Source organism: Komagataeibacter sp. SM21, assembly GCF_041402665.1.
Lineage (GTDB): Bacteria > Pseudomonadota > Alphaproteobacteria > Acetobacterales > Acetobacteraceae > Komagataeibacter > Komagataeibacter saccharivorans.
In genome coordinates, this window is record NZ_JBGLOV010000065.1 from 1 (window position 1) to 1,329 (window position 1,329).

General features: G+C 58.7%; 1 protein-coding gene. It reads right to left on the minus strand.

What is annotated here, in order from left to right; translation table 11 throughout:
• Positions 1-52 precede the first annotated feature (52 nt).
• A complete protein-coding gene (locus tag ACBR42_RS17025) occupies positions 53-1,267 on the minus strand; it encodes an IS256 family transposase (RefSeq protein WP_371208826.1) in 1,215 nt (404 codons plus the stop codon).
• Between the last annotated feature and the right edge of the window lie 62 nt (positions 1,268-1,329).

A 1,329-nucleotide genomic window follows, 5' to 3' on the forward strand; every position in this document is an offset into this window, starting at 1 on the left:
GGGAGTGTCCTGAAGTCTGTGTATCTGATCTGGTCCATGGGTTTTCAGATACTCAAGCGGCGAAGCGCCCTTCGAACATTATGGCGAACTGGTTGCGGGCTGCAAACCATTCCCGCACATTCCGCCCGTCTTTCTCAAAGTTGCGGATCGCCAGGTAGATCAGCTTTGCTGCGGCATCGTCAGTCGGGAACGAACCGCGCGTCTTGATCGATTTGCGGATGACCCGGTTCAGGCTTTCGATGGCGTTCGTGGTATATATGATCTTGCGGATCGCCGGATCGAAGCCAAAAAACGGGATCACTTCGGCCCATGCCCGGCGCCATGCCGGGGCGATTGACGCGTATTTCCCGGCCCATTTCTCCTCGAACCCATCGAGCTCTGCGGCTGCCATGTCAGCGGTTGCGGCCCCGTAGATCCGGCGCAGGTCGGCAGCCACGGCCTTGCGATCCTTCCATGAGCAGAAGTTCAGGCTGTGGCGTACCAGATGGACTATGCAGGTCTGAACCATCGCCTCGGGAAAGGCGGCGGTGATGGCCTCGGGAAAGCCTTTCAGCCCGTCCACGACCGTGATCAGGATGTCCTGGATGCCCCGGTTCTTCAACTCGTTCATGACCGAAAGCCAGAATTTGGCGCCTTCATTCTCGGCGATCCAGAGCCCCAGAACCTCGCGCACCCCCTCGCGGGTGACACCGAGGGCGACGTAAACCGCCTTGTTTTTAACGGTCCGGCTGTCAGCATCGCGGATCTTTACCCGAAGGGCATCGAAGATCACGATGGGATACATCCGATCCAGAGCCCGGCTTTGCCACTCCCGGACCTCGTCCAGAACGGCATCGGTGACGCGACTGATCAGGTCGGGAGAGACCTTCAGGCCATAAAGATCAAGCAGATGGGTCTGGATGTCCCGGACAGTCAGACCGGCGGCATAGAGACCGATGATCCTGTCATCGATCCCGTCAATTCGGGTCTGGCCCTTCTTTACAAGCTCTGGTTCGAAGCTGCTGTCGCGGTCGCGCGGCACCGTCAAAGGCAAGGCACCGTCCTGGCCTTTGAGCACTTTGGTCGTGGAGCCATTCCGCCGGTTCGACTGGCCCGGCGGAGCAGATTTGCCTTCCTCATAACCCAGATGCGCGGTCAACTCCGCACCCAGCATACGCTCCATGAGCCGAATTTTCAGCTCCTTCAGCAGACCGGCATCGCCGAGCAGGTCTTCAGGACGCTCCACGTCCGTCAGCAGTGCGTCCAGGATTTCTCTCGAGATGGTCATTCATGCTTCCTTTCGGGAAAGCATGGACCAGATCAGTCATACACAGAAGATCGGACACTCTC

What these genes read in the sequence shown, in the direction of transcription:
- ACBR42_RS17025 (WP_371208826.1), bottom strand. Translation starts at nt 1,267, where the DNA reads ATGACCATCTCGAGAGAAATCCTGGACGCACTGCTGACGGACGTGGAG.